Below are 18,370 nucleotides of genomic sequence, written 5' to 3'. Positions count from 1 at the left end.
GCAGCTCCAGAAGAAAAAAACCATGGCCCCTCCGAAGACCGTCTCCCGCCCCCAGCCCAAGCGACGGGCCGCCGACCTCGCCTACGACGCGATCGAGACGCTGCTTTCCACCATGCAGCTGGAGCCCGGCAGCCAGGTGGTCGAAGCCGACTTGGCCGAGCGCACCGGCCTCGGCCGCACGCCCGTGCGAGAGGCGCTGATGCGCATGGTGTCGATCGGCCTCATCGTGCAGCAGCCGCGCCGCGGCTTGCTGGTGTCAACCATCGACCTGGCCGACCACCTCGACGTGATCCAGACCCGGCGCGTGCTCGAACTGCTGATTGCGGCGTGCTCGGCGCGCCGCGCCACGGCGTTGCAGCGCAAGGAGATCGTGCGCTGCGCCGAGGTGATGGTCGAGGCCGCCCATCGCGGCGACCTGAACGACTACATGCAGGCCGACCGGGCGCTCGACCTCGTCAATCACCAGGCGAGCCACAACGATTCGGCGGTGAAGGCGGTGGTTCCGCTCATCGTGCAGTGCCGGCGCTTCTGGTACGCCTACCAGCATGAAGGCGAGATCGTCGAAGGCGCCAATGCGCACCTCGAACTGGCGCAGGGCATTGCCACCGGCAACGAGGCCGCGGCCGTGGCGGGCGCCAACCGGCTCATGGATTACCTCGAGCTTTTTGCCCGGAAGATCATCGACAAGTAGGCCGAAGGGCCTCGCGCCCGACACCGGGGAACTACGCGTGATCTGCCGCGGCCTCCGGCGCATACTGGCCCGATGGCCGTCGCACCCCGCGCCCAACCCGAAGATTTCTTCACTGCTGAAGAGTGGCAATCGCTCACCAGCCGTTCCTCATGGAAGGGGCTGTGGCTGGTTGCGCATTGCTGGGGTGTCATCGGCGCCGCGATGCTCGTGGGCATCGCGTGGCCCTGGACTGTACCGTTCATGGTGCCGATCGTTGGCGCGCGGCAGCTGGGGCTCTTCATCCTCATGCACGACGCCGCGCACGCGGGATTGCACCGCAACCGCAAGGTCAACGACTGGGTGGCCTACTGGCTGTGCTCGTCCACGCTGCGCGACTACCGGCCGTATCACCTGCAGCACCACCGCTTCGTGCAGCAGACCGAAGACCCGGACCTGGTGCTGTCGGCGCCCTTCCCCATCACGCGTGCGTCGATGTGGCGCAAGGTCGTGCGCGACCTGAGCGGCCAGACCTTCTACAAGCAGCGCTTCAGCCATATCGCCGAAGGCATCCGGAATCGCGCGCCGGGTGAATCGGCGCTCACGGCCTTGGCGCGCGAGCTCGCGAAGGACCGGCGCTTTCTGGTGGGCAACGGCCTCGGCTTCCTGGCATTTGCACTGGCGGGCTTCTGGTGGGCCTGGCTGCTGATGTGGCTGCTGCCCATGGCCACCTGGCTGCCGCTCGTGAGCCGCGTGCGCAACATCGCCGAGCATGCGCTGGTGGCGCAGAACGAGGCCGATCCGCTGCGCCAGGCGCGCACCACGCATGCCGGCTGGCCCGAGCGCGCGCTGGTCGCGCCCTACTGGGTCAACTACCACTGCGAACACCACATGTTCACGAATCTGCCCTGCTGGAGCCTGCCGAAGGCGCACCGGCTGCTGCAGCGACGCGGCGCAACTGCGCGCATGGAAGTGCAGCCCGGCTACCTGAGCCTGCTGAAGCGCGCAGCCTTGGCCCAGCCGGCCTAGCGCGCTGCGGGCCTTGCCAGTACCTGCGGCGCACCGCGCTGCGCATGCTGGCTGAGCCAGATGCTCGCGATCACGACGACGATGCCCACGATCTGCGGTACAGACAGGCTCTGCCCGAGCAGCGCCCAGCCCAGGATCACGGCGGTGACGGGGCTCAGGAAAGTCAGCGGCGCGATCGCCGACGATTCCAGCCGGGCCACGCCGCGGAACCAGACGATGTAGGTCAGCGCGGCACCCACCAGGCCGAGCCAGGCAAAGCCGATCCAGTTTGCCGCGCTGAGCGCCGGCAGCGGCGGCTCCAGCCACAGCGCCACCGGCAGCAGGAGCAGCCCGCCCGCGGTCAGCTGCCAGGCCGTGAAGGTCAGTGCTGAAACCGGCGGCTGCCAGCGGCGGCTCAGCACCGTGCCGAAGGCCATCGACACGGCGGCGGCAAAGGCCGCGGCAATGCCGAGCGCATCCAGCGCGGCATTGGGCGTGAGCACCAGCAGCGCCACCCCGCCGATGCCGACGACCGCCGCAGCCACCGAAAGTGCGCGCACCGCCGACCCGAGGAAGAAGCTCGCAAGAAACACCACGAAGAGCGGCTGTACCGACGTGATCGTTGCCGCCACCCCACCCGGCAGGCGATAAGCCGCGACGAACAGCATCGCCCAGAGGATCGAGAAGTTCAGCGCCCCCAGCACGAAGATGCGGCCCCACCAGGCGCGTTCAGGCAGCCGGCGGACGATCAGTAGCAGCAGCAGCCCCGCCGGCAATGCGCGCAGCAGCGCCACCGTCAGCGGGTAGTTGGCCGGCAGGAGCTCGGTGGTGACGATGTAGGTGCTGCCCCAGATCGCGGGCGCGGTCGCGGTGAGGAGAACGTCGGTGGTTCGGCTGGTCATTCGGTTCGATGCGGTGCGCTAGCTGCCGGCCTGTTCAGGCTCCGGCCCGGGCCAGCCCAGCAGTTCGGCCAGCCGCTGCACGATCCATCCCGCCTCGGCGGGCGACACGCCGGATTCGGGCGTGGCCAGCCCGGCGTGGATGCGCCGCAGGATCTCGTTTTCGACCGGCACCTCGGTGTGGTGCTGGATCTGCGCGTGGCCCATGAGATGGTTGGCCAGGTCTTCGCAGATCTCGTAGCGCTCGCGCACCACGCCGATGGGCTCCAGCAGGCGCTGGCGCGCATCGCTGTACATCGCGAAGAACGAGGGCGGAATGAAGATCTGGTTGTCGTCGGACATCGCGCGTGCACCTGTGGCTGCCCCAATGACAAAACGCGCCCGGGGGCGCGTTCGTCGTGGCCCTTGCGAGCCGGCGGGGGCTGCTGGATCAGCCGCCCTTCTTGGCGCGCTTGCCGGGGTTCTTCTTGCTGCGCGTGGCGGTGCCGCGTTCCAGGCTGACCTTCTGGCCGCCACCGGACCTGGGCACGGCGTAGCCGGGCAGGGGCGTCGGCTTCGGGGTGGCAACGCGGTCGGCTTCGGTACGAATTTTCTTGGGCATGAAAAGCTCGGGTAAAAAAAGTGATGTTCGAGGCTCAATTAGGCCACAGCGGGGATTTTGCCTGCCAGAAGCCGAAGCAACGGGCATGACAGGGTTTCTTTCAGAGTTCCAGCAAGCGCACTTTCACGCTCTTGCCCTTCACGCGTCCGCTCGAGAGCTTGCGCGCCGCTTCGGCGGCAATGCTGCGCTCCACGGCCACGTACGTCGAGAACTCGTTGACGTTGATCTTGCCGACCTGCTCCTTGGTGTAGCCGCAGTCGCCGGTGAGCGCGCCCAGCACGTCGCCGGCGCGGATCTTTTCTTTTCGGCCGCCCACGATCTGCAGCGTGGCCATGGGCGGGCGCATCGGCTCGCCCTTGCCGGGCGTGAGCTCGGCCAGGTCGTGCCATTCGGATTCGCGGCCCTGCAGCTGCTCGATCTTGCCGACGCTGCCCATCTCGTCCATGCTGGCCAGGTTCAACGCAAGGCCTTCGGCGCCGCCCTGCTGGCCCACGCGGCCGGTGCGGCCGACGCGGTGGATGTGAATTTCGGAGTCGGGCGTCACGTCGACGTTGATCACCGCTTCGAGTTGAGCAATGTCCAGTCCGCGCGCGGCCACGTCGGTGGCCACCAGCACCGAGCAGCTGCGGTTGGCAAACTGCACCAGCACCTGGTCGCGCTCGCGCTGCTCCAGTTCGCCGAACAGCGCCAGCGCGCTGAAGCCCTGGGCCTGCAGCACCTCGACCAGGTCGCGGCACTGCTGCTTGGTGTTGCAGAAGGCCAGCGTGCTCACGGGGCGGAAATGATCGAGCAGCAGGCTCACGGCGTGCAGCCGTTCGCTCTCCTTCACCTGGTACCAGCGCTGGCGGATCTTGCTGCCTTCATGCTGCGCCTGCACCGTGATCTGCTCGGGGCTCTTCATGAACTGCTGAGCGAGCTTGGCGATACCTTCGGGGTAGGTGGCCGAGAACAGCAGCGTCTGGCGCTCTTTCGGGCACTGGCGCGCCACCTTCACGATGTCCTCGAAAAAGCCCATGTCGAGCATGCGGTCGGCTTCGTCGAGCACCAGGGTGTTGAGCGCCTCGAGGTTCAGGTTCTCGCGCTCCAGGTGGTCCATGATGCGGCCCGGCGTGCCCACCACGATGTGCGCGCCGTGCTCCAGGCTGGCAATTTGCCCGCGCAGCGCAACGCCGCCACAAAGCGTGACCACCTTGATGTTTTCTTCGGCGCGGGCGAGGCGGCGGATTTCGGTCGTGACCTGGTCGGCCAGCTCGCGCGTGGGGCACAGCACCATCGCCTGGATGGCAAAGCGGCGCGGGTTCAGGTTGGAGAGCAGCGCCAGGGCAAAGGCGGCGGTCTTGCCGCTGCCGGTTTTTGCCTGGGCGATCAGGTCCTTGCCGAGCAGTGCCGGCGGCAGCGCGGCGGCCTGGATGGCCGTCATCTGCGTGTAGCCGAGCTGCGTGAGGTTGGCCAGCATCTGGGGCGAGAGCGCCAGGGTGGCAAAGCCGTGGTCGGCCTGGGCCTGGGCTGGGGAGCCGCCGGCTGTGGAATTGGTCGTGGTCATCGTTCAGCAGCCGGACCCGGAAAAACAAAGGCCTTGCCGGCACCCTTCGCGGGGTGCCGCAAGGCCCTTCGTCCGTCGCGGATCAGCGGCGAGGTGCGTTGTTGTTGCCGGAGTTCGTCGGCGGCGGGCCGCGGCGCTCCAGGTGGCGGAAGGTGATACGGCCCTTGGTCAGGTCGTAGGGCGAGAGCTCGAGCGACACCTTGTCACCCGCCAGGATGCGGATGTGGTGCTTGCGCATCTTGCCGCCGCTGTAAGCGATCAGCTGATGGCCGTTGTCGAGCGTTACGCGGTAGCGCGAGTCGGGCAGGACTTCGGTCACTGCGCCGTTCATTTCGATCAGTTCTTCCTTGGGCATGTGTGATTACCTCTGACTCGTTCGATGTGTGTTGGATATGAAGATGGGCGTAATTGTTTCAGCCTGCGCACGAAAGCGCGAGCGGGGCAACGCTGCGGGGGCTGCTGCTTTCGCGCACCCAGCAGAGGCCCTCGTCGACGGCATAGCGCACCGCGGCGGCGTGGCTGGCAAAGCGCGGCGTGAAACGCATCACGCGGTCGTGCATGCCGCTGCCCCGGCCGGAGCGGATCGAGACGGATGCGGCGTACTTGCCGTCGTCCTGGTGGCGAATGAGCGGGGAAACAAGGTACTTGCCCACCGCGATACTGTGTTGAATGATGTCCATGAAGCCTTGGCACGCTGCGCGGAAAGTGTGCGCAAAATGCCGAAAAAATAATTGAAAACGGGCGTGGGCCGGCCAGAACGGCGCGGCGGACGCGCTATTCGCTTCAACAAGAACGAAGGCAGTGGTGGCAATCATGGGCGCCCGGTCTGGCGCTCCAACACACTGTGAAGCCGGCTTGAAAGAAAGAGGCCTGAAAAATCCAAGGGACGGTGCAGGTCAGCCGGCGGAGTGACGAAAAGTGCTTCGTCGTGGTATCGAAACGAACCCGACATTATAGCCCGCGGGGCATGACAGTTGCTTGTCTTAAAAACAACGATTGCATGAATTAACTGTCGGTGCCCGCCGCCGGTACGTCTGACGCTATCAAAAATGTAGCTAAAGAGCTTCAGGCGATACCGAGCATCCGCTTGTTGGCGGCCACATCCACGCCGCCGGCCGCAAAGTCGTCGAACGCCCGCGCGGCCACGCGGATGATGTGATCGGCGATGAAGGTTGCGCCCTCGCGTGCGCCGTCTTCGGGATGCTTGATGCAGCACTCCCACTCGAGCACCGCCCAGCCCGGAAAGTCGTACTGCGCCATCTTCGAGAAGATGGCGCCGAAGTCGACCTGCCCGTCGCCCAGCGAACGGAAGCGGCCCGCGCGGTTGATCCAGCTCTGGAAGCCGCCGTACACGCCTTGCTTGCCGGTCGGGTTGAACTCCGCGTCCTTCACGTGAAAGATCTTGATCCGCTCGTGATAGTGGTCGATGTAGGCCAGGTAATCGAGCTGCTGCAGCATGAAGTGGCTCGGGTCGTACAGCAGGCACGCGCGCGGATGGTTGTTCACGCGCTCCAAGAACATCTCGTAGCTCACCCCGTCGTGCAGGTCTTCGCCGGGATGGATTTCATAGCCCACGTCCACGCCCGCCGCATCGAAGGCATCGAGGATCGGCCTCCAGCGGCGCGCGAGTTCGTCGAAGGCCTCCTCGATGAGCCCTGGCGGGCGCGGCGGCCACGAATAGAGATACGGCCAGGCCAGGGCGCCCGAGAAGGTGGCGTGCGCCGTGAGGCCCAGGTTGGCCGAGGCCTTGGCCGCGAAGTGCAGTTGCTCCACGGCCCACTGCTGGCGCCGCACCGGGTCGCCGCGCACCTCGAGCGCCGCAAAGCCGTCGAAGCCCGCGTCGTAGGCCGGATGCACCGCGACCAGCTGGCCTTGCAGGTGGGTCGACAGTTCGGTGATCTCGATGCCGTGCGCGGCGAGCGTGCCCTTGACCTCGTCGCAGTAGGTCTTGCTCTCGGCGGCTTTCTTCAGATCGAACAGGCGCGCATCCCAGCTGGGGATCTGCACGCCCTTGTAGCCCAGGCCGGCGGCCCATCCGGCAATGGCATCGAGCGAATTGAACGGGGCTTCGTCTCCCGCGAACTGGGCCAGAAAAATGGCCGGGCCCTTGATCGTCTTCATGGCTTTGTCTTCCTTCTTGGTCGTGGCGGCGTTGAAAGCATACTTGGCGTGTCGTCCGACCCCGTGCGAGAGGCCAAAGCGCCAAAATGGACTTTCCTTTTCGCACTGCACCCGCTGCCAGCACCGCGATGCCACAACCCGTTTCCGCCCGGCTGAAGATCGGCCTGTCCGCCTGCTTTTCCCACGCGGACCCGGCGCGCTCGCTGTTCACCAACAAGACGCTGCAGTACGTCGAGCAATCGATCGCGCATTGGCTCATGTCGGCCGGCGCCATGGTGGTGATGGTGCCTTGCCCCACGGGCGAAACCGCGCGCGGCGACACCAAGCTCTCGCACTACGCCGAATGGCTCGACGGCGTGGTGATGCACGGCGGCGCCGACGTGTGGCCCGGCAGCTACGGCGAGGTGCCGCTCAAGGACGCGTGGGTGGGCGACCGCATTCGCGACCTGTACGACCTGGCGCTGGTCGAAGCCTTCGAGCAGGCCGGCAAGCCCATCTTCGGCGTGTGCCGCGGGCTGCAGCTGATCAACGTCGCCTTCGGCGGCACGCTGTACCAGGACATCGAGGCGCAGCACCATCATCCCGAGGCCGTGCGGCACCGCGACCCGGTGACCTACGACCAGAACTTCCACGACATCGAAATCGTGGACGGCACGCGCCTGTCCAAGCTCTACCCCGAGGTGAAGAAGGCGCGGGTCAACAGCATTCACCACCAGGGGGTGAAAGACCTCGCACCGGGTTTCGAGATCGAGGCCTGGAGCCTGCCCGACCGCGTGCCCGAAGCCATCCGGCGGCGGCCCGAGCGCGGCCGCAGCTATATCGCGGCCACGCAGTGGCACCCCGAGTTCCATAAGTACGGCAGCACCGAGACGGTCGACGACACGCCCATCCTGCATGACTTCCTGTGGGCCTGTGCCACCGCAAAGGTGGCGCCTCGCACCACCACGCCGAACGCGGGGCAGGGCCGCATCCGCGACCGTGCCGCGCGCGTGCTGCGCCAGGCGCTGCTGAGGCGCTGACCGAACGCCGGCCGAGCGTCGACCGAAAAGGCCGGCTAGCGCCGTTCGGAACGGTTGGTGCTGCCGCTGACGCCGGCGTCGATAGTGCCGAACACCGTGACGCCGCTGCCCGATGATGACGCGGCGCGATCACTGCTGCCGGCCGACCCCGTGCCGGCGCAGCCCGCTACCAGGGCGCCCATCGCAATGGCAAGAACAGCTGCAATGAATGGCTTCACAGAATCTCCAGGAGGTTTGACTTGGCCCACTATAGGCGTGGGGCTCGTCAAGTCGCTGTAACAACACGCACCCCGCATGGGATGCACGCGGGGGCCGCACGCGCAGGGGTGTTCAGCCCTTGCGCGGATCGGTGGCCAGCAGCATCTCGACCAGCGACTTCAGGTGCTCCTGCAGCCGCGCCGCGCCCGCTTCGTCGAGCGCCAGTGTGGCCTCGTCCATGTAGAGCTTGCGATTGATCTCAACCTGGATGCTGTGCCGGTTTTCCGCCGGCCGGCCATGCCGGCGCACCAGTTCCACGCCTTTGTAAGGGTGGTTGTAGTCCACGCTGTAGCCTCGCTCGCGCAGGTGCTCGCAGATCTTGTGCGACAGCGCCGGATCGGCGGTGCTGCCGTCGCGGTCGCCGATCACGAAGTCCGCATGCGCAAGGCCCGGAAAGTCCGTGGCATGGCTGCCCGCGATGGCCGGCATCGAATGGCAGTTGATGTGAATGCTGTAGCCGTGCCGCGCATGCGCGTCGTCGATGGCTTGGGCCACCGCAGCGTGGTATGGCCGCCAGCAGTTGTCGATGCGCCCGCGCACCTCGTCCACGCTGAGCAGCCGGTCGTAGATCGGCAGGCCTTCGTCGGTGAGCTTCCAGATCAATCCCTTGCCGAGCCGCACCTTGGAAAGCACGCGCGGGTCGTCCGACAGCGGCTCGGTCCAGGGGCCATCGAGCAAGGTGGTGTCCAGCTCGGTGGTGTCGCGGTTGGCGTCCAGGTAGCTGCGCGGAAAGTGCGCCTCGATCCACGCCGCGCCCATGGCGGGCGCAAAGGCATAGAGCTTCTCGACGTGCGTGTCCTCGGCCCGGCGCAGTGTGGTGATGTCGCACACGGGCCGGAAGTCCTCGGGGTACACAGTGCCGCTGTGCGGCGAATCGAGCACCAGCGGCGTATGCCCGGCAACGCTGGTCACCTGGGCGCGGGTTTGGATCAGTTTCAGGACAGGATGCATAGGCGGCCAGGGGTCAGTCCAATCGGATTCGAGCAAAGGCCGCGACCTTCTTCATCTTCTCGATCTCGCTGTCGATCTGCTTCGCGAACTCGGCCGGCGTGGTGCCCGACGCATAGAGCCCCTGCAGCGCCAGCCGCTCGCGCACCGAGGCGTCCTTCAGCGCGGTGGCCACGGCCTGCTGCATGCGTAGCGCAACGTCGGCCGGCGTGCCGGCGGGTGCCACAAGACCGAACCACGAGGGATCGTTGTTGGCCGGGTAGCCGAGTTCGCGATACGTCGGCACCTCGGGCAGCACGTCGAGCCGGCTGCTCCACGACACGGCCAGCGCCTTCAGCTTGCCCGCCTTCACGTGCGGCAGCGAGGAGGCCACCTGGTCGAAATACACAGGCACTTCGCCTGCGAGCACGTCGTTGATGGCCGGGCCCGCACCGCGATAGGGGATGTGCACCATCGAGGTTCCGGTGCTGCTCTTGAACAGCTCGCCCCACATGTGGCCGATGGTGCCGTTGCCCGGCGAGGCGTACGACACCTTGCCCGGGTTGGCCTTCAGGTACTTCACCAGCTCGGCGAAGCTCTTCACCGGCAGCACCTGAGGGTTGATGACCACCACGCCCGGCGCCTTCACCAGCTCGGTCACCGCGACGAAGCCCTTGATCGGGTCGTAGGGCAGCTTCTGGTACACGGCCGGGTTCACGCCGTGGGTCGAGAGCGTGGCCACGCCGAAGGCCAGGCCGTCCGGCGCCGCGCGCGCCACTTCGGCCATGCCGATGGAGCCGCCGGCCCCGGCGCGGTTGTCGATGACCACGGGCTGCTGCAGGATCTTGGCCAGCGGCTCCGAGAGCACGCGCGCGGTGATGTCGGTGGCGCCGCCGGGCGGGAAGGGCACGATCATGCGGATCGGCTTGCCTTGTTGGGCAAAAGATATTCCTGGAGCGACAGAAACGGCGGCCAGGGCGGAGAGAAGATGACGACGTTGCATGGGGACTGTTCCAATGAGGCAGAGGGTAATGAAGCAAAAGTTGCTGCATCACTTCAAGCAAAGGATAGACCAGCTAACATTCTGATCTGGAATGTTTTAATGGGCTTCCAGCCATGTCGCTCCGCCGCCTCAATCCGCCCCTGAACCTGCTGCGCGCTTTCTCGACCGTGGTGCGCTTCGGCGGCGTGTCGCGCGCCGCCGAGGCACTGCACCTCACCCAGGGTGCGGTCAGCAAGCAGGTGCAGGAGCTGGAGCGCTGGATCGGCGTGCCGCTGTTCGAGCGCAGCCGCAAGCGGCTGGCGCTCACGCCCGCGGGTGAGCGCTACGAGAAGTCGGTGCGCGCGGTGCTCGCGCAGTTGGAGGCCGCCACGCTGGAGCTCATTACCAGCGGCGACGGCGGCGGCGCGTTGCACCTGTCCACCTTGCCGACCTTCGGTGCCAAATGGCTCATTCCGCGCCTGCCCGATTTCCAGCGGCGCCATCCGCAGATCACCCTGCATTTCGTGCCCTATACGCACGGCTACGACTTCGAGCGGCCCGAGCTCGACTGCGCCATCCTCTTCGGCGACGGCCACTGGCCCGGGGCCCGTTCGCACTACCTGGCGGGGCAGGACGTGGCGCTGATCGCGCCGCGTGCCGGCCACGCAGAGGTGGCCATTCGCACCCCGCAAGACGTGGCGCGCTGCACGCTGCTGCGCCACGTGACGGTGCCGCAGTCATGGCTGCAATGGAGCGAGGCGCACGGCGTGCGCGGGCTTGATCCGCTCGCCGGCCCGCAGTTCGACCAGTTCCAGACCATGATTCGCGCGGTGATGGTGGGCATGGGCGTGGCGCTGGTACCGCGCTGCCTCGTGCAGGATGAAATCGCTTCGGGGCTGGTGGACGAGCCGCTGCCGGGCGGCGGCTACCGCGGCAACGAGGGCTACTGGTTCTGCTACCCCGAGGGCCGCGGCCAGCTGGCCACGCTCGATCATTTCCGCCGCTGGCTGCTGGCGGAGGTCGATCGCAACGCCGGAACGCCGACGGTCGCCGCCTGACCGGCGCGGCGCTTATTCGGGCTTGGCGCCCGATGCCTTCACCGCACCGCCCCAGCGCTGGATCTCGCTCGCCACGAAGCGGTCGAACTCGGCGCCCGTGGTGGGCGTGGGCTCCGAGCCCCGCTCGCGTATGAAGCGCGCCATCTGTTCGCTCTTCAGGATGTCGGTCACTTCCTGGTTCAGACGCGCCGTGATCTCGGGCGGCGTGCCGCGCGGCGCCATCAGCCCGAGCCAGCCGACGGCTTCGAAGTCCTTCGTTCCCGAGACGCCGCTTTCGCGTACCGTCGGCACGTCAGGCAGCTGCGAAGTGCGCCTGGCCGAGGTCACCGCCAGCGCAATCGCGCGGCCCGACTTGATGTGCGGCAGCGCGGCCGTCACCGAATCGACCATCAGCGGCACTTGGCTGCCAAGAAAATCCGCCTGCGCCGGCCCACTGCCGCGGTACGGAATGTGGGTGATGAAGACGCGAGCCGCCGACTTGAACATCTCGCCCGACAGGTGCTGCGTGCCGCCGATGCCGGCGCTGGCGTAGCTCAGCTTGCCGGGCTCGGCCTTGGCGCGCGCCGCCAGGTCGGTCATGCTGCGAATGCCGCTTTCGGGCGTGGCCAGGAACACCAGCGGCACCGTGGCGATGAGCGAAATGCCCACGAGGTCCTTGCGCGGATCGAAGCCCGGCTTGGCGTAGAGCGTCTGGTTCACCGCCATGGCGCTTCCGGCCACCACCAGCGTGTAGCCGTCGGCCGGCGAGCGCACCACAAACTCGGTGCCGATGTTGCTGCCGGCTCCGGCCTTGTTGTCGACGATGACCGGCTGGCCCAGCCGCTTGCCGAGTTGTTCGGCCAGGGCGCGCGCGAAGATGTCGGTGGCCTGCCCGGGCGGGAAGGGCACCACCAGCTTCACGGGCCGGTCGGGCCACGCAGCGGCCTGCGCGAGGCCGGCAGTGCCGCCAAACAATACCGCCGCACCGGCCGCCAAGGCAGCGGCGAAACGCCTGCGCTGCACCCTCATGGCGCCGACAGATGCTTGCCCACGATGCCCGCCAGTTCGAACATCGTCACCTGGTCCTTGCCGAACACCGGCTTGAGCTTGGCGTCGGCATTGATCGCGCGCTTGTTGGTCGCGTCCTGCAGGCCGTTGGCCTTGATGTAGTCCCACAGCTTCTTGATGACCTCGGTGCGCGCCACCGGCTCGGCGCCGATGACCGCAGCCAAAGAGTCGCTCGGCTTCAAGCCCGCGCCGGGCTTGCGCGGCGCGGCGGCCTTCTTCGCAGCCGGTGCCTTTTTAGCGGCCGGTGTCTTCTTTGCCGCCACCTTCTTGGCCGCGGCCGTCTTGCCCGCAGGCGCCGCCTTGCCGAAGGTCTTGCGCGGCGGGAACTTGCTGCCGCCTTCGCGTGGCGCGAATTCGAAGGTCACCTTGCCTTCTTCGGCATTCCAGGTCAGGAAGGCCTTGAAGGCGCGGCGGGTGCGCATGCTCACGAACTTGTCGAGCAGGTCGGTCTTGCCGGTGGCCAGCAGCTTTTCCATCTGCGCGCGCTCCACCGGCTGCTGCAGGATGATCTTGCCGGTCTTGAAGGTGCAGCTCGGCGTCGGCTGCGCGTTGGTGGGCACCGACTTTTCGCAGACGTAGTTGCTGCCGTGCTCGAACACCGGCGCGCCGCAGATGGGGCAGGGGCCCACGGTGTCCTGCTCGCTGAAATCGACGATCTCGCCGGTGTCGGCGTTCTTGTCGTCGCCAAAGTCGAACTCCAGCTTCCAGTTCTTCGCTTCGTCATCGAACTTCAGCACGATCTCCGACGTGAAGGGCCAGCCGGCCTTGGAGCGGAACCCTTCCAGCGGCCCGATGTGCTTGTCGCGCAGCAGCGCCTCGGCCTCGGCCACCTCGAAGGTGCGGCCCGCCGGCGACTTGCCGAACGAGAAGCCGCAGGGCTCTTGCCCGGCCTTGCCGGTGCAGCTGTAGCGGCGGTAGTTTTCCTTCACCACGCCGCCGCAGTTGGGGCAGGGCGTGGCAAGCGTGGCGTAGTCGCCCGGCACGGTGTCGCGGTCGTATTCCTTGGCCTTCTTGACGATGTGCTGCGTCATCTCGGCAATTTCGCGCATGAAGGCGTCGCGGCTGAGCGCGCCCTTTTCCATCTGCGCGAGCTTGTATTCCCACTCGCCCGTGAGCTCGGCCTTGGAGAGTTCTTCCACGCCCAGGCCGCGCAGCAGCGTCATGAGCTGGAAGGCCTTGGCCGTCGGAATCAGCTCTCGGCCTTCGCGCAGCATGTATTTCTCGTTGATCAGGCCTTCGATGATGGCCGCGCGCGTGGCTGGCGTGCCGAGGCCCTTTTCCTGCATGGCCTCGCGCAGTTCGTCGTCGTCGATGGTCTTGCCGGCGCCTTCCATGGCGCCCAGCAGCGTGGCTTCCGAATAGCGCGCCGGCGGCCGGGTCTTCAGCGCCTTCAGGTCGGCCGATTCGGTCTTCACCGTCTCGCCGGGCTTCACCACCACCAGGTTCTTGCCGTCCTTCTCGTCATCGTCATTGATGGCTTCCTTGCCCCAGATGGCGAGCCAGCCCGGCTTGACCAGCACCTTGCCGTCGCTGCGGAAGGGGTACTTCTTGCCGCCGGCTTCCACCGTGCTGATGCGGGTGGTTACCTGGAATTCGGCGCTCGGGAAGAACACCGACATGAAGCGGCGCACCACGAAGTCGTAGAGCTTCTGCTCGGCGTCGGAGAGGCCGCTCGGCGCCTGCAGCGTCGGAATGATGGCGAAGTGATCCGACACCTTGGCGTTGTCGAAGATGCGCTTGTTCGGCTTCACGTAGCTGCCGTCGACCGCCTGCTGCGCAAAGGGCGCCAGATGCTTCATGCCGCTGGTGGCGAGCATCTTCATCGTGTCCTTCACCACCGGCAGGTAGTCCTCGGGCAGCGCGCGCGAGTCGGTACGCGGATAGGTCAGGGCCTTGTGGCGTTCGTACAGGCTCTGCGCCAGCGCCAGCGTGGTCTTTGCCGAGAAGCCGAAGCGGCCGTTGGCCTCGCGCTGCAGCGAGGTCAGGTCGAACAGCATCGGCGAAGCCTGGGTGGTCGGCTTGCTTTCCTCGGTGACGGTGGCGGGCTTGCCGCGCGCCGCATCGGCGATCTCGCGGGCTTCGCGCTCGCTCCACACGCGGTCGGCGCGAATCTCGGCGTCGGTTGCGCCGTCCGGGCCCGCGGGCGGCTTCTTGAAGTTCGCGTCGAACCACTTGCCGGGGTACTGGCCGGCCTCGGCCTGGAACACGCCGTGGATCTCCCAGTAGTCGCGGCTCACGAACTTGCGGATCTTTTCCTCGCGCTCGACCACCACCGAGAGCGTGGGCGTCTGCACGCGGCCCACGGTCGTCAAGAAGAAGCCGCCGTCGCGCGAATTGAAGGCCGTCATGGCCCGCGTGCCGTTGATGCCCACCAGCCAGTCGGCCTCGGAGCGCGAGCGCGCGGCGTCGGCCAGGCCCTGCATCTGCTTTTCGGTGCGCAGCGCATCGAAGCCGTCGCGAATGGCCTGCGGCGTCATCGACTGCAGCCACAGGCGCTTCACCGGCTTGTTCAGGCCGGTCTTGCCGCCCGCGTACTGCTCGATGAGGCGAAAGATCAGCTCACCCTCGCGGCCCGCGTCGCAGGCGTTGATGAGTTGCGTCACGTCCTTGCGCTTGGCCTGCTTGACCACGGCGTTCAGGCGCGTCTTGGTCTTGTCGACCGGCTTCAGGTCGAAGTGCGGCGGAATGACCGGCAGGTTCGCGAAGCTCCACTTGCCCCGCTTGACGTCGAACTCCTCGGGCGCCTGGATTTCGACCAGGTGGCCGACAGCGCTGGTCACAACGTAGCTTTCGTTCTCGAAATGCTCGTCATGTTTGTCGAACTTGCCGGCCACCGGCGTGAGGGCGCGGACGATGTCCTGTGCCACCGACGGCTTTTCTGCAATTACCAAAGTCTTCATCAACATTCCTAAAAGAGTTCCCAGGCCGGCGCCGAGCCGCCTCAAGGCGGCCTGCGGCCCCCTTCGGGGGGCAGCGACGACACGCAGTGCGAGAGCGTGGGGGCCACATACAATCTGCGGCTTCCCGCGTGTGCGCACGCGCACACGCGCATGTGTGCATATTCAACCTAACAGACTTCGGCGATGCCTTCCAAATCCCCACAATTCGCCGGCCGCCGCATTCAGATGCGGCGTTCGGATGTCCACGGCAACGGCGTGTTCGCGGTGGACGACCTGGCCGAAGGCGAGACGCTGATCGAATACAAGGGCGAAGTCATCAGTTGGAAAGAGGCGCTGCGCCGCCATCCGCACGACCCAACCCAACCCAACCACACCTTCTACTTCCACATCGACGACGGCCGGGTGATCGACGGCAACGTGAACGGCAATGCCGCGCGCTGGATCAATCACTCGTGCGAGCCGAACTGCGAGGCGGACGAGGTCAACGGCCGCGTTTATATCAAGGCACTGCGCAACATCGCTGCAGGAGAAGAGCTCAACTACGACTACGGCCTGATCATCGACGAGCCCTACACGCCCAAGCTGCTGGCCGAGTTTCCGTGCTGGTGCGGCTCCGAGAATTGTCGCGGCACGCTGCTGACGCCCAAGGACGAAGACGCAGAAAAGAAAAAGAAGAAAAAAGCCAGGAAGAAGGCCGAGAAAAAAAAGGCCGAGAAAAAAGAAGCGAAAAAGGCAGACAAGAAAGCCGAAAAAAAGGCTGAAAAGAAGTCCGAGAAAAAGAAGTCTAAAAAGGACGAGGCCGACAAGGGCTGAGCATGAGCACCACGGCCGACAGGTTCGAAGACCGGGTTGCCGCGGCAGTGGCGCCGCTCTTGCCCGGCTTCGCGGTCGAGGCCGTGGCCGAGATCGACTCGACCAACACCGAGCTCATGCGCCGAGCGCGCGCCGGCCGCGCCGAGCCGGTGCTGCTGGTGGCCGAGCGCCAGACCGCCGGACGCGGCCGCCTTGGCCGGCCCTGGCAAAGCGCGCAGCAAGGCGAGCAGCAAAACGCCGCCTCGCTCACCTTTTCGCTGGGCCTGCCGCTCGCGCCGCGCGACTGGTCGGGGCTCTCGCTGGCCGTGGGTGTCAGCGTGGCGGAAAGCCTCGACCCGTCCGGCGATGCGAAGGTGGCGCTCAAGTGGCCCAACGACCTGTGGGTGAACGACCGCAAGCTGGCCGGCATCCTGATCGAAACCGCCATGCCGCATGCGGGCCGTGCTGATGCGGCGGCCGCGCCGCGCTACCTGGTGATCGGCATCGGCATCAACATCGGCCCGCGCGAAGCCGAGGGCATGCGCACGCCGCCCGCGTGGCTGCGCCAATGGCGCCCTGACGCCACAGGGCCCGAAGTGCTTGCCGAACTTGCCGCGCCGCTGGTGCGCAGCGTGCAGGCCTTCGAGGCGCAGGGCTTCGCGCCCTTTGCCGAGCGTTTTGCCGCGCGCGACGCATTGCGGGGGCGCGAGGTCCAGCTCAGCGACGGCAGCTTTGGCACATGCGAAGGCGTGGCCTGGGGCGGCGAACTGCAGGTGCGCACGGCCGCGGGCTTGCAGATGGTCTCGAGCGACGAGGTCAGCGTGCGTCCTCGCGGCATGGCTTTTTGAGATTCACCATGAAGTTGCGCCTTGCACTGATCGTTCTCGTCCTGGCCAATGTCGGCTACTGGCTGTGGGCCCGCGGCGACCTTGCCGGCTTCGGATTGATGCCGGCCGGCATCACCGAGCGCGAGCCGCAGCGCCTCTCGCGCCAGGTTCATCCCGAGTGGCTGCAGATCCGCAAGGACGGCAAGACCGGCAACGGCAACACCACCGCCGCGCCCTGAACGCGCCGCAGCTCAAGGCGCCAGTTCTTCGCCCTCGAAGCGCACCGTGAAGCGTGCGCCCGGCGGTTGCCGGCCCGGATGCGCGTCTTCGAGCTTGACCTGCGCGTGGTGCTGGTTGGCAATCTCCCGCACGATCGGCAAACCCAGCCCGGAGCCGTCGGCCTCGTTGCCGAGCACGCGGTAGAAGGGCTCGAACACCAGTTCGCGATCGGATTCCGCAATGCCCGGGCCGTTGTCTTCCACCTGCAGCAGCACCACATGCCCGAAGGGATCGGCCAGCACGCGCGCGGTGATCACGCCCGGCCGCTCAGGAGTCGACGGCGTGTAGTTGATGGCGTTGTCGACCAGGTTGCGCACCAGTTCCTTCAGCAGAGTCGGGTTGCCTTCGAGCACCACGCCGGGCGCCCCCGCTTCGGCGCCGTCGTAGCCCAGGTCGATGCGCTTTTCGATGGCGCGCGGCACGGCTTCGCGCACCACTTCAATGGTGAGCCGGGCCAGATCGCAGGGCTGGCGGCCCGTGCCGGCACCGGTGCTTTCGGCGCGCGCGAGCGAGAGCAGCTGGTTCACCGTATGCGTGGCGCGCACGCTGGCGCGGCCGATCTGCTTGAGCGACTGCTTCAGCTCGTCGGCGTTGGCGCCTTCACGCTGCGCCAGGTCGGCCTGCATGCGCAGGCCCGCGAGCGGCGTCTTGAGCTGGTGCGCGGCGTCGGCGAGAAAGCGCTTTTGCGTGTGGATCGAGTCGTTGAGCTTGTCGAGCAGCTCATTGACCGAAGACACCAGCGGCACCACTTCGAGCGGCACCGACGATTCGTCGAGCGGGCTCAAATCGCCCGGGCGCCGCTCGCGGATGCGCGCCTCCACCACCGACAGCGGCTTGATGCCGCGCACCAGCGCCAGCCAGATCAGCAGCACCGCGAGCGGCAGGATCGCGAATTGCGGCAGCAGCACACCCTTGATGATTTCGGTGGCCAGCACCGACTGCTTCTCGCGCGTCTCGGCCACCTGCAGCAGCGCGGGCGCCGAGTCGTCGTCGTCATTGGCCAGCCAGAGCGAGGCCACGCGAACCGGTTTGCCGCGCATTTCGCCGTTGCGCAACGTGACCACGCCCGGCACCGGGGGCTCGTCGGTGTTGGGATGCGGCACGTCGGACTCGCCGCTCAGCAGCTTGCCGTGGCTGTCGAGCAGCTGGTAGTACACGCGGTCGGCGTCGTCGGCCCGCAAGATTTCGCGCGCCGGCTGCGGCAGCACGAACTGCGTCTGGCCCTGCTGTACCGTGACGAGCCGCGCCAGCGTCTGCACGTTGTATTCGAGCGCGCGGTCGAAGGGCGCATTGGCAATGCCCTGTGCCACCAGCCACGTGACGCCGATGCTCACCGGCACCAGCAGCAGCAGCGGCGTGAGCATCCAGTCGAGGATCTCGCCGAACAGGGAGCGCTGCGCGCGCTGGAACAGTTTCAAGGCTTACGGCCTCCGAAGCCGTGG

20 protein-coding genes are annotated in these 18,370 nt (G+C 66.8%); 7 read left to right on the top strand and 13 right to left on the bottom strand.

Annotation, left to right across the window (positions count from 1 at the left end; genetic code table 11):
* The first annotated feature begins 22 nt into the window (after positions 1 to 22).
* Together V9K97_RS04775 and V9K97_RS04770 are read left to right on the top strand one after the other, a co-directional pair.
* Complete coding sequence (locus V9K97_RS04775; protein ID WP_337316625.1) at positions 23 to 691, top strand: GntR family transcriptional regulator; 669 nt, start codon at positions 23 to 25, stop codon at positions 689 to 691.
* A 72-nt stretch (positions 692 to 763) separates the two neighbouring features.
* On the top strand, positions 764 to 1,696 hold the full coding sequence (locus tag V9K97_RS04770; protein WP_337316623.1) for a fatty acid desaturase family protein: 933 nt from the start codon (positions 764 to 766) through the stop codon (positions 1,694 to 1,696).
* On the opposite strand, the gene V9K97_RS04765 is transcribed toward V9K97_RS04770, so the two are convergent.
* From V9K97_RS04765 to V9K97_RS04735, 7 genes are all read right to left on the bottom strand, one after another.
* A complete protein-coding gene (locus V9K97_RS04765) occupies positions 1,693 to 2,577 on the bottom strand; it encodes an EamA family transporter (RefSeq protein ID WP_337316621.1) in 885 nt (294 codons plus the stop codon). The genes V9K97_RS04770 and V9K97_RS04765 overlap by 4 nt on opposite strands.
* 18 nt (positions 2,578 to 2,595) lie before the next feature.
* Complete coding sequence (locus V9K97_RS04760) at positions 2,596 to 2,916, bottom strand: hypothetical protein (protein WP_337316619.1); 321 nt, start codon at positions 2,914 to 2,916, stop codon at positions 2,596 to 2,598.
* An 88-nt stretch (positions 2,917 to 3,004) separates the two neighbouring features.
* Positions 3,005 to 3,175 carry a hypothetical protein gene (locus V9K97_RS04755; RefSeq protein WP_165442121.1) on the bottom strand — a complete coding sequence of 57 codons (171 nt, stop codon included), beginning with the start codon at positions 3,173 to 3,175 and terminating at the stop codon, positions 3,005 to 3,007.
* 100 nt (positions 3,176 to 3,275) lie between these two features.
* Positions 3,276 to 4,718: an ATP-dependent RNA helicase DbpA gene (gene dbpA / locus V9K97_RS04750; protein ID WP_337316617.1), complete on the bottom strand. Its 1,443-nt coding sequence runs from the start codon at positions 4,716 to 4,718 to the stop codon at positions 3,276 to 3,278.
* A gap of 82 nt (positions 4,719 to 4,800) precedes the next feature.
* Positions 4,801 to 5,073 (bottom strand): translation initiation factor IF-1, encoded by a 273-nt coding sequence (gene infA, locus V9K97_RS04745; protein WP_015867950.1) that lies wholly within the window; start codon positions 5,071 to 5,073, stop codon positions 4,801 to 4,803.
* A 58-nt stretch (positions 5,074 to 5,131) separates the two neighbouring features.
* Complete coding sequence (locus V9K97_RS04740; RefSeq protein WP_126749632.1) at positions 5,132 to 5,398, bottom strand: hypothetical protein; 267 nt, start codon at positions 5,396 to 5,398, stop codon at positions 5,132 to 5,134.
* A 385-nt stretch (positions 5,399 to 5,783) separates the two neighbouring features.
* Positions 5,784 to 6,839, bottom strand: coding sequence for a sugar phosphate isomerase/epimerase family protein (locus V9K97_RS04735; protein WP_337316616.1), 1,056 nt, complete (start codon positions 6,837 to 6,839; stop codon positions 5,784 to 5,786).
* Between the two features lie 128 nt (positions 6,840 to 6,967).
* On the opposite strand from V9K97_RS04735, the gene V9K97_RS04730 reads away from it, so the two are divergent.
* Positions 6,968 to 7,858: a gamma-glutamyl-gamma-aminobutyrate hydrolase family protein gene (locus V9K97_RS04730; protein ID WP_258503029.1), complete on the top strand. Its 891-nt coding sequence runs from the start codon at positions 6,968 to 6,970 to the stop codon at positions 7,856 to 7,858.
* A 35-nt stretch (positions 7,859 to 7,893) separates the two neighbouring features.
* Here the strand turns inward: V9K97_RS04730 and V9K97_RS04725 are convergent, their stop codons facing one another.
* The 3 genes from V9K97_RS04725 to V9K97_RS04715 all read right to left on the bottom strand — a co-directional run bounded on the left by V9K97_RS04725 (position 7,894) and on the right by V9K97_RS04715 (position 10,046).
* Positions 7,894 to 8,076: a hypothetical protein gene (locus tag V9K97_RS04725; protein WP_126749621.1), complete on the bottom strand. Its 183-nt coding sequence runs from the start codon at positions 8,074 to 8,076 to the stop codon at positions 7,894 to 7,896.
* A 112-nt stretch (positions 8,077 to 8,188) separates the two neighbouring features.
* Positions 8,189 to 9,067 (bottom strand): N-formylglutamate amidohydrolase, encoded by an 879-nt coding sequence (locus V9K97_RS04720; RefSeq protein WP_337316614.1) that lies wholly within the window; start codon positions 9,065 to 9,067, stop codon positions 8,189 to 8,191.
* 13 nt (positions 9,068 to 9,080) lie between these two features.
* On the bottom strand, positions 9,081 to 10,046 hold the full coding sequence (locus V9K97_RS04715) for a tripartite tricarboxylate transporter substrate binding protein BugE (protein WP_337316612.1): 966 nt from the start codon (positions 10,044 to 10,046) through the stop codon (positions 9,081 to 9,083).
* Between the two features lie 113 nt (positions 10,047 to 10,159).
* On the opposite strand from V9K97_RS04715, the gene V9K97_RS04710 reads away from it, so the two are divergent.
* A complete protein-coding gene (locus V9K97_RS04710) occupies positions 10,160 to 11,083 on the top strand; it encodes a LysR substrate-binding domain-containing protein (RefSeq protein ID WP_337316610.1) in 924 nt (307 codons plus the stop codon).
* A gap of 12 nt (positions 11,084 to 11,095) precedes the next feature.
* Here the strand turns inward: V9K97_RS04710 and V9K97_RS04705 are convergent, their stop codons facing one another.
* Positions 11,096 to 12,091: a Bug family tripartite tricarboxylate transporter substrate binding protein gene (locus V9K97_RS04705; RefSeq protein WP_337316608.1), complete on the bottom strand. Its 996-nt coding sequence runs from the start codon at positions 12,089 to 12,091 to the stop codon at positions 11,096 to 11,098.
* Complete coding sequence (locus V9K97_RS04700; protein ID WP_258503022.1) at positions 12,088 to 15,030, bottom strand: DNA topoisomerase III; 2,943 nt, start codon at positions 15,028 to 15,030, stop codon at positions 12,088 to 12,090. Before V9K97_RS04700 ends, V9K97_RS04705 begins: the two co-directional genes overlap by 4 nt.
* Before the next feature lie 183 nt (positions 15,031 to 15,213).
* Between V9K97_RS04700 and V9K97_RS04695 the strand changes: the two genes are divergently transcribed.
* The 3 genes from V9K97_RS04695 to V9K97_RS04685 are packed head-to-tail and all read left to right on the top strand — an operon-like array spanning position 15,214 to position 16,888.
* Positions 15,214 to 15,843, top strand: a complete 630-nt coding sequence (locus tag V9K97_RS04695; protein WP_337316606.1) for an SET domain-containing protein — start codon at positions 15,214 to 15,216, stop codon at positions 15,841 to 15,843.
* A 2-nt stretch (positions 15,844 to 15,845) separates the two neighbouring features.
* The gene (locus tag V9K97_RS04690; protein ID WP_337316604.1) at positions 15,846 to 16,670 is read left to right on the top strand and encodes a biotin--[acetyl-CoA-carboxylase] ligase; all 825 of its coding nucleotides are present in this window, start codon (positions 15,846 to 15,848) and stop codon (positions 16,668 to 16,670) included.
* Between the two features lie 8 nt (positions 16,671 to 16,678).
* A complete protein-coding gene (locus tag V9K97_RS04685; RefSeq protein WP_126749614.1) occupies positions 16,679 to 16,888 on the top strand; it encodes a sporulation protein in 210 nt (69 codons plus the stop codon).
* A 12-nt stretch (positions 16,889 to 16,900) separates the two neighbouring features.
* Here V9K97_RS04685 and V9K97_RS04680 read toward each other — a convergent pair whose 3' ends face one another.
* A complete protein-coding gene (locus V9K97_RS04680) occupies positions 16,901 to 18,346 on the bottom strand; it encodes a sensor histidine kinase (RefSeq protein ID WP_337309767.1) in 1,446 nt (481 codons plus the stop codon).
* Positions 18,347 to 18,370: the final 24 nt, after the last annotated feature.

The organism is Variovorax sp. CCNWLW186, from assembly GCF_037203865.1.
GTDB lineage: Bacteria > Pseudomonadota > Gammaproteobacteria > Burkholderiales > Burkholderiaceae_C > Variovorax.
Note: the sequence above shows the minus strand (reverse complement) of the source record. Positions and strands in the feature narration are given on the sequence as shown.

Bases quoted from the DNA above. Each gene is read 5' to 3' on its own strand.
- V9K97_RS04775 (WP_337316625.1), top strand. From the start codon at position 23: ATGGCCCCTCCGAAGACCGTCTCCCGCCCCCAGCCCAAGCGACGGGCC.
- V9K97_RS04770 (WP_337316623.1), top strand. From the start codon at position 764: ATGGCCGTCGCACCCCGCGCCCAACCCGAAGATTTCTTCACTGCTGAA.
- V9K97_RS04765 (WP_337316621.1), bottom strand. From the start codon at position 2,577: ATGACCAGCCGAACCACCGACGTTCTCCTCACCGCGACCGCGCCCGCG.
- V9K97_RS04760 (WP_337316619.1), bottom strand. From the start codon at position 2,916: ATGTCCGACGACAACCAGATCTTCATTCCGCCCTCGTTCTTCGCGATG.
- V9K97_RS04755 (WP_165442121.1), bottom strand. From the start codon at position 3,175: ATGCCCAAGAAAATTCGTACCGAAGCCGACCGCGTTGCCACCCCGAAG.
- dbpA (WP_337316617.1), bottom strand. From the start codon at position 4,718: ATGACCACGACCAATTCCACAGCCGGCGGCTCCCCAGCCCAGGCCCAG.
- infA (WP_015867950.1), bottom strand. From the start codon at position 5,073: ATGCCCAAGGAAGAACTGATCGAAATGAACGGCGCAGTGACCGAAGTC.
- V9K97_RS04740 (WP_126749632.1), bottom strand. From the start codon at position 5,398: ATGGACATCATTCAACACAGTATCGCGGTGGGCAAGTACCTTGTTTCC.
- V9K97_RS04735 (WP_337316616.1), bottom strand. From the start codon at position 6,839: ATGAAGACGATCAAGGGCCCGGCCATTTTTCTGGCCCAGTTCGCGGGA.
- V9K97_RS04730 (WP_258503029.1), top strand. From the start codon at position 6,968: ATGCCACAACCCGTTTCCGCCCGGCTGAAGATCGGCCTGTCCGCCTGC.
- V9K97_RS04720 (WP_337316614.1), bottom strand. From the start codon at position 9,067: ATGCATCCTGTCCTGAAACTGATCCAAACCCGCGCCCAGGTGACCAGC.
- V9K97_RS04715 (WP_337316612.1), bottom strand. From the start codon at position 10,046: ATGCAACGTCGTCATCTTCTCTCCGCCCTGGCCGCCGTTTCTGTCGCT.
- V9K97_RS04710 (WP_337316610.1), top strand. From the start codon at position 10,160: ATGTCGCTCCGCCGCCTCAATCCGCCCCTGAACCTGCTGCGCGCTTTC.
- V9K97_RS04705 (WP_337316608.1), bottom strand. From the start codon at position 12,091: ATGAGGGTGCAGCGCAGGCGTTTCGCCGCTGCCTTGGCGGCCGGTGCG.
- V9K97_RS04700 (WP_258503022.1), bottom strand. From the start codon at position 15,030: ATGAAGACTTTGGTAATTGCAGAAAAGCCGTCGGTGGCACAGGACATC.
- V9K97_RS04695 (WP_337316606.1), top strand. From the start codon at position 15,214: ATGCCTTCCAAATCCCCACAATTCGCCGGCCGCCGCATTCAGATGCGG.
- V9K97_RS04690 (WP_337316604.1), top strand. From the start codon at position 15,846: ATGAGCACCACGGCCGACAGGTTCGAAGACCGGGTTGCCGCGGCAGTG.
- V9K97_RS04685 (WP_126749614.1), top strand. From the start codon at position 16,679: ATGAAGTTGCGCCTTGCACTGATCGTTCTCGTCCTGGCCAATGTCGGC.